7 protein-coding genes and 1 pseudogene are annotated in these 7,154 nt (G+C 70.7%); 5 read left to right on the top strand and 3 right to left on the bottom strand.

The window, feature by feature from the left end:
• The 3 genes from AC30CM_RS26540 to marP form a co-directional block, all read left to right on the top strand.
• On the top strand, nt 1–471 hold a 471-nt coding region (locus AC30CM_RS26540), incomplete at its 5' end, for a TlpA family protein disulfide reductase (protein ID WP_490119902.1).
• Entirely contained in the window at nt 468–1,241 is a 774-nt protein-coding gene (locus AC30CM_RS26545; protein WP_490119903.1) for an NUDIX hydrolase, read from the top strand. The genes AC30CM_RS26540 and AC30CM_RS26545, both read left to right, overlap by 4 nt.
• A complete protein-coding gene (gene marP, locus AC30CM_RS26550; RefSeq protein WP_490119904.1) occupies nt 1,238–2,425 on the top strand; it encodes an acid resistance serine protease MarP in 1,188 nt (395 codons plus the stop codon). The genes AC30CM_RS26545 and marP overlap by 4 nt, the downstream gene beginning before the upstream one ends.
• 21 nt (nt 2,426–2,446) lie before the next feature.
• Here the strand turns inward: marP and AC30CM_RS26555 are convergent, their stop codons facing one another.
• Together AC30CM_RS26555 and AC30CM_RS26560 are read right to left on the bottom strand one after the other, a co-directional pair.
• Nucleotides 2,447–3,391 (bottom strand): alpha/beta fold hydrolase, encoded by a 945-nt coding sequence (locus tag AC30CM_RS26555; protein ID WP_490119905.1) that lies wholly within the window; start codon nt 3,389–3,391, stop codon nt 2,447–2,449.
• Between the two features lie 50 nt (nt 3,392–3,441).
• Nucleotides 3,442–3,945 (bottom strand): phage holin family protein, encoded by a 504-nt coding sequence (locus AC30CM_RS26560; protein WP_490119906.1) that lies wholly within the window; start codon nt 3,943–3,945, stop codon nt 3,442–3,444.
• A gap of 243 nt (nt 3,946–4,188) precedes the next feature.
• Between AC30CM_RS26560 and AC30CM_RS26565 the strand changes: the two genes are divergently transcribed.
• The gene (locus tag AC30CM_RS26565) at nt 4,189–4,857 is read left to right on the top strand and encodes a S1 family peptidase (protein ID WP_490119908.1); all 669 of its coding nucleotides are present in this window, start codon (nt 4,189–4,191) and stop codon (nt 4,855–4,857) included.
• A 45-nt stretch (nt 4,858–4,902) separates the two neighbouring features.
• Here AC30CM_RS26565 and acs read toward each other — a convergent pair whose 3' ends face one another.
• On the bottom strand, nt 4,903–6,855 hold the full coding sequence (acs, locus tag AC30CM_RS26570) for an acetate--CoA ligase (RefSeq protein WP_490119907.1): 1,953 nt from the start codon (nt 6,853–6,855) through the stop codon (nt 4,903–4,905).
• A 134-nt stretch (nt 6,856–6,989) separates the two neighbouring features.
• Between acs and AC30CM_RS26575 the strand changes: the two are divergent.
• Nucleotides 6,990–7,154 (top strand): annotated as a pseudogene (locus tag AC30CM_RS26575) (oxidoreductase); the annotation flags it as partial.

Genomic DNA, 7,154 nt, shown 5'->3' on the forward strand with positions numbered 1-7,154 from the left:
GCCGCCCTGGCCCCCTGCCCGCCGGCGGGCCCGGGAGCGGGGCCGCAGGCGTTGCGCGGCATCGACCTCGACTGCGCCGGCGACGGCGTCCGCGTCGACGTGGCGCGCGCCCTCGACGGGCGGGCGGTGGTGCTGAACCTCTGGGCCTACTGGTGCGGCCCGTGCGCCGACGAACTGCCCGCCATGGCCGAGTACCAGCGACGCATGGGGGATGCCGTCACGGTCGTCACCGTGCACCAGGACGAGAACGAGACCGCGGCGCTGCTGCGGCTCGCCGACCTGGGCGTGCACCTGCCGACACTGCAGGACGGGCGGCGGCAGGTGGCCGCCGCGCTCGAGGTGCCCAACGTCATGCCCGCCACCGTGGTGCTCCGCGCGGACGGTAGCGTTGCCGAGATCCTGCCCCGATCCTTCGCCACTGCCGACGAGATCGCGGAGGCGGTGAATCCACGGATTGGAGTGCCCGGTTGAGTGTGGACGTCGACGGGGCACGCCTTGATCCCGCAGCGGCGCCGGAGTGGCTGAGCCGGCTGGTCGACGGCGTCGCCGACGTCCCGGCCGCTCACGCCAGGCACATCCCTGCCGACGTGCTGGCACTGTTCCGCGCCGCCGCCGCGAGCGCGGACGCCACGCGCGACGCGGCCGTCCTGGTGCTGTTCTCCGGACCGCCCGACGCCACCGGCGCCCAACTGCCCCCCGACGCCGACCTGTTGGTCACCGTGCGCGCGTCGACGCTGCGCAACCACGCCGGTCAGGCGGCGTTCCCCGGCGGTGCGGCCGACCCCGAGGACACCGGCCCGGTGGGGACCGCGCTGCGCGAGGCCCGCGAGGAGACCGGCATCGACACCGACCGGCTGACGCCGCTGGCGGTACTCGAGCGGATGTTCATTCCGCCGTCGGGCTTCCACGTCGTCCCCGTCCTGGCGTATTCGCAAGACCCCGGACCCGTCGGCGTCATCAGCGAGCGTGAGGTGGCCATCGTCGCCCGGGTCCCCGTCCGGGCGTTCGTCAACCCCGAGAACCGGCTCATGGTGTACCGCAAGGAACGCTCGCGGCGGTACGCAGGCCCGGCGTTCCTGCTGAACCAGATGCTGGTGTGGGGGTTCACCGGGCAGGTCATCTCGGCGCTCCTCGACGTCGCCGGCTGGAGCCAGCCGTGGGACACCGACGACGTGCGCGACCTCGACACGGCAATGGCGCTCGTCGGCGCCCCCAGCGGCTACGGTGAAGGCCAACGATGACTCCTTCGCAATGGCTCGATCTCGGCATCCTCGCCATCGCCTTCGTCGCCGCCGTGTCGGGCTGGCGTTCGGGGGCGCTTGGTTCGTTGCTGTCGTTCGTCGGCGTGATCCTGGGCGCGGTCGCCGGGGTGCTGCTGGCGCCGCACGTCGTCGGCTTCGTCGACGGTGCCCGCACCAAGCTGTTCGTGGCGCTGTTCCTCATCCTCGGCCTGGTGGTGGTCGGCGAGATCGCGGGCGTCGTGCTGGGTCGGGCCGTGCGCGGCGCCATCCGCAGCGGCCCGCTGCGCCTCGTCGATTCGACCATCGGCATCGCGCTGCAACTGGTGGCCGTGCTGGTGGCGGCGTGGCTGCTGGCCACCCCGCTGACGTCGTCGGACCAGCCGAACCTGGCGTCGGCGGTCCGGGGCTCGCGGGTGCTCGAGCAGGTCAACGACGTGGCCCCGTCGTGGCTGCAGCGCGTGCCCGCACGGTTGTCGGCCCTGCTGGACACCTCGGGACTGCCCGACGTGCTCAAGCCGTTCAGCAACACCCCCATCGCCGCCGTGGACGTTCCCGACGCCGCGCTGGCCACCGATCCCGTGGTCGCGGCGACGCGGCCCAGCGTGCTGAAGATCCGCGGTGTGGCCACCAGCTGCCAGAAGGTGTTGGAGGGCAGCGGTTTCGTGGTCGCCCCCAACCGCGTCATGTCCAACGCGCACGTCGTCGCGGGTTCGGAGACCGTGACCGTGGAGTCCGAGGGCCAGAGCTACGAGGCGTTCGTCATCTCGTACGACCCCGACGCCGACATCTCCATCCTCGACGTGCCCAACCTGCCGGCCAAGCCGCTGACGTTCGACATGGCCGAGGCCAAGTCCGGCACCGACTCGGTGGTGCTGGGATATCCCGGCGGCGGCGACTTCACCGCCACCCCCGCCCGGATCCGCGAGATCATTCAGCTCAACGGCCCGGACATCTACCACACCACGACCGTGACCCGCGAGGTGTACACCATCAGGGGCACCGTGCGGCAGGGCAATTCGGGTGGACCGCTGATCGACCGCGACGGCAAGGTACTGGGCGTCGTCTTCGGTGCGGCGGTCGACGACGCCGACACCGGGTTCGTGCTCACCGCCAACGAGGTCGCCAAGCAGATGTCCAAGATCGGCAGCACCGCCCACGTCGCGACCGGCAAGTGCGTGTCCTGACCCCGGTCAGGACACCCGGGTTCAGTGCACCTGGGCCAGGAACCGGACCAGCTGGTCGTTGACGGCGTCTGGGGCTTCCTCGTGGGCGTAGTGCCCGGCGCCCGCGATGGCGGCGTAATGAGCGTGTGGGGCGAAGTGCTGCGTCCGGCGCACCGGATCGGCGAGCACGTAGGGGTCGGCCTCGCCGCGCAGATGCAGGATGGGCACCGACAGCGGCCGTTTCATCGACCTCATGAACCGGCGGCCCTCGCCGCGTAGTTGGCTGCGGACCGCCCAGCGCTGGTACTCCAGTGCCGAGTGCGCGGCGAACGGGATCCGGATGGCCTTGCGCAGGTGCGCGATGGACTCCGAGAAGTCCTCGGACGCTTGCCACGTCGCGCTCGACCGGGCGCGGACGAGGCGTTCGATCTCGGCGCCGTCGTCGCGGGTGAGGAGGCGTTCCGGCGCCAACGGCACCTGGTAGCGCAGCATCGACGGCAGTAGCGCCCGGCCCTGGTCGCGACGCCTGAGCGTCGACGCCCGCAGCGCCACCGGATGTGGAGAGCTGATCAGCGCGATGGCCCTCACGGCGCGCGGATGCAGGACCGACGTCGCCCAGCACACCAGACCCCCGTCGGCGTGCCCGACGAGCGTCGCGCTGCGGTGACCGAGGGCGCGCACCAGGCCGGCGGTGTCCCCGGCCAGCGTCCAGCCGTCGTAACCGCGCGGCGGCTTGTCGCTGCCGCCGTAACCCCGCAGGTCCACCGCGACCACGCGGGCGTTCGGCAGCGCGCGCAGTTGGTGGCGCCACGACCACCAGAACGATCCGAAACCGTGCAGCAGGATCACCAGCGGGCGGTCGGCGGGCGTCTCGAGCAGATCGGCGTCGACGGGACGGGCTTCCACCGGGTTCGCTTCGACCACGTGGAAGCGGATGCCGTTGGCATGCACCTCCAGGTGACGCCACGGGCCGTCGATGCGCGTCACGGACGGGTCGGGCGGCGGGAGGTCGGCACCGCCGGACCGGCGCCGTGCCACTACCAGCCCGACGGGTCGGCGGTCGGCGGGGCTGCAGCGGTGGGCTTGGCCTTCTCGGCGCCCGGCACCAGCGCGACGCGCGCTTCCTTCACCGATTCGATGGTCTGCTGCGGGCCGCGGATCTTGCGCACCTTGAGGTAGCCCAGGAACGCGAACAACCCCGTCGTCAGCACCATCAGACCGAAGACGATCAGGTAGGCCGCCCACGAGTACAGCCAGATGTCGAGCACCTCGGCGATGAAGAAGAAGAAGAAGAACGTCGAGTAGAACAGCACCACCAACGCCAGGATGAAGAAGACACTGCCGGTGAGCCCCTTCTTCACGTCGCGGGTGATCTCGGCCTTCGCCAACTCGACCTCGGCGCGCACGAGCGTCGACATCTGGGTCGTGGCGTCCTTCACCAGGTCGCCGATCGAGGGATCGACCTTCGGCGCGTGTGGATCCACCAGGGGAATCGACGTCACGGTGGCCGGTACGCCGTTCTTCTGGTCGCCAGAACTCATGGATACGTCCTCCCGCGTCGGATCATTGCGGATCATGTTGCCATGTCGCGCGACGCTGAACGATTCCGGCCGACGATAGACTGATCGCGCGCACGGACTGACATACCCGCGCGACGAAGGGCCATTCTCGGTTCGGGGAAGACGTAAGGGGTGCTGTTGAGACACCGCTGGTTCGGTGCCGTTCGGCGCGCCGTCACGGTCCAGGCTGCCCGGCACGCCGTGCTCGCGGTGACGCTGACCGCCCTGCTCGGCGGGTACGCGCTGGGCTCCGCCCCGGTCGCCCCCGCCGCCAGCCCCGTGCCCATGGGCGGCGGGTCCGGCATCGTCGTCAACGGCGACACGTTCTGCACGCTCACCGCGATCGGCAACGACAGCCAGGGCAACCTCATCGGGTTCACGTCGGCGCACTGCGGCGGCCCCGGGGCGCAGGTGGCGTCCGAGGCCAACGAGGCGGCAGGCGTGCTGGGCACCATGGTCGCCGGCAACGACGCCCTGGACTACGCCGTGATCAAGTTCGATCCCGCGCTGGTCACGCCCGTCAACAACGTCGACGGGTTCCAGATCGACGGGCTGGGTCCGGACCCGGCGTTCGGCGCCGTGTCGTGCAAGCTGGGCCGCACCACCGGTTATTCGTGCGGGGTCACGTGGGGCCCCGGCAAGGACCCGGGCACCATCGTCAGCCAGGTGTGCGGGCAGCCCGGCGACTCGGGTGCCCCCGTCACCGTCAACAACCGGCTGGTGGGCATGATCCACGGCGCGTTCAGCCAGGAGCTGCCCACGTGCGTCGTGAAGTACGTGCCGCTGCACACCCCGGCCGTGATGATGTCGATGAACGCCGTCCTATCCGACATCACCGCCAAGGGCAGGCCCGGCTCCGGCTTCGTGCCCGTCGGCTCCGTCCCCGCCGCCTGACGCCGTCTGCCCCCGAGCACCGTCGGGGGCAGACGGGCGTGTCGGCTACTTGCTGGCGCGGATGGCCTCGAAGACGCTGGGGTCAACGAGGGTCGAGGTGTCGCCGAGTTCGCGGCCCTCGGCGACGTCGCGCAGCAGTCGTCGCATGATCTTGCCGCTGCGGGTCTTGGGCAGTTCGGGCACGACGTGGATCTCGCGGGGCCGGGCGATGGGTGAGATCTCCTTGGACACCTCGGCGCGCAGTTCTTCGACCATGTTCTCGGCGCCGCCGTGGGCGCTGGACTTCAGGATGACGAACGCGCAGATCGCCTGGCCGGTCTGGTCGTCGCTGGCCCCGACGACGGCGGCTTCCGCGACGCCGGAGTGCCCGACGAGCGCGGACTCGACCTCGGCGGTGGAGATGCGGTGGCCGGAGACGTTCATGACGTCGTCGATGCGGCCGAGCACCCAGATCTCGCCGTCGGCGCCGTAGCGGGCGCCGTCGCCGGCGAAGTACCAGCCTTGCTCGGCGAACCGCGACCAGTAGGTCTCCTTGAATCGCTCCGGGTCGCCCCAGATGCCGCGCAGCATCGCCGGCCACGGCTTGTCGAGCACCAGGTAGCCGCTGGCCTGCTCGCCGTGGTCGGTGCCGGGGCGGAGTTGGTTGCCGTCGTCGTCGACGATCTTGGCCGAGATGCCGGGCAGCGGTGTCATGGCCGACCCCGGCTTGGTCGCGGTGACGCCGGGTAGCGGGGAGATCATGATCGCGCCGGTCTCGGTCTGCCACCAGGTGTCCACGATCGGGGTCGCGTCGGCGCCGAACACGGTGCGGTACCAGCGCCAGGCCTCGGGGTTGATGGGCTCGCCCACCGATCCCAGCAGCCGCAGGCTGGACAGGTCGTGCTCGGCGGGGATCTGGCGGCCCCACTTCATGAACGTGCGGATCAGCGTGGGTGCGGTGTAGTAGATGGTGACCCCGTACTTCTCGATCACCTGGAAGTGCCGGTGCTCGTCGGGGGAGGCGGGGGTGCCCTCGTAGACCACCTGGGTGACGCCGTTGGACAGCGGTCCGTACACGATGTAGGTGTGTCCGGTGACCCAGCCGATGTCGGCGGTGCACCAGTAGACGTCGGTCTCGGGTTTGACGTCGAAGACCACCGAGTGGGTGTAGCTGGCCTGGGTCAGGTAGCCGCCGGTGGTGTGCACGATGCCCTTGGGCTTGCCGGTGGTGCCGGAGGTGTAGAGCAGGAACAGCGGATGCTCGGAGTCGAACGCCTCGGGGGTGTGCTCGGTGGACGCTTGGGGCACGGTCTGGTCCCACCACAGGTCGCGGCCGTCGGTCATCGCGGTGTCGATGCCGGTGCGCCGCACCACCAGTACGTGTTTCACGCAGTCCTGTCCGGCGACGGCGTCGTCGACGGCGTCCTTGAGCGAGGCGGCCTTGCCGCGGCGGTACTGACCGTCGACGGTGATGACGACCTTGGCCTGGGCGTCCTCGATGCGGGCCCGCAGCGCGCTGGCGGAGAACCCGGCGAAGACCACCGAGTGCATGACGCCCAGCCGCGCGCACGCCAGCATCGCCACGATGGCCTCGGGGATCATGGGCATGTAGATGGCCACCCGGTCGCCGGCGGCCAGGCCCATGTCGGTGAGCGCGTTGGCGGCCTGGCACACCTCGTCCTTGAGTTCGGCGTAGGTGATCGAGCGGCTGTCGCCGACGGGCTCGCCCTCCCAGTGGATCGCGACGCGATCGCCGTTGCCCGCCTCGACGTGCCGGTCGACGCAGTTGTAGGCGACGTTGAGGGTGCCCCCGACGAACCACTTCGCGAACGGCGCCTCCGACCAGTCCAACACCTCGGTATACGGCCTCGCCCACGACAACCTGTCGGCCTGGGTGCCCCAGAACGCCAGGCGATCTCGCTCGGCCTCGTCATACAGGGCAGCGGTGGCGTTGGCCTGTGCGGCGAATTCCTCGGATGGCGCGTACGACGCAGGCGCCTCGGTATGCGTGTCGGACATGACTGTGAGCGTAGTCACCGGAGGTTGCACGAAGGTTGGCAGTTCACACCGATGGCTGCGGACGGCGCCCGGCGCGCGACGAACGCGCGGTGCGACGGGCCCAACGGTAGCCGGCCCTACTAGCGTGTGCAGGCGTGACCGCTCCCGACCCGCTCGCCCCGCTCGCCGACCTGCCCGGCGTGGCCAAGGAGGGTGACGAGGCGCGCGAGGCGCTCGGCCGTGCGCACCGGCACCGCTACAACCTGCGGGGCTGGCCCGCCACCGCCGCCGAGGCCGCCGTGCGGGCGGCGCGGGCGTCG

Source organism: Mycobacterium sp. DHQP2018-32-09, assembly GCF_058148405.1.

What these genes read in the sequence shown, in the direction of transcription:
- marP (WP_490119904.1), top strand. Translation starts at nt 1,238, where the DNA reads ATGACTCCTTCGCAATGGCTCGATCTCGGCATCCTCGCCATCGCCTTC.
- AC30CM_RS26560 (WP_490119906.1), bottom strand. Translation starts at nt 3,945, where the DNA reads ATGAGTTCTGGCGACCAGAAGAACGGCGTACCGGCCACCGTGACGTCG.
- acs (WP_490119907.1), bottom strand. Translation starts at nt 6,855, where the DNA reads ATGTCCGACACGCATACCGAGGCGCCTGCGTCGTACGCGCCATCCGAG.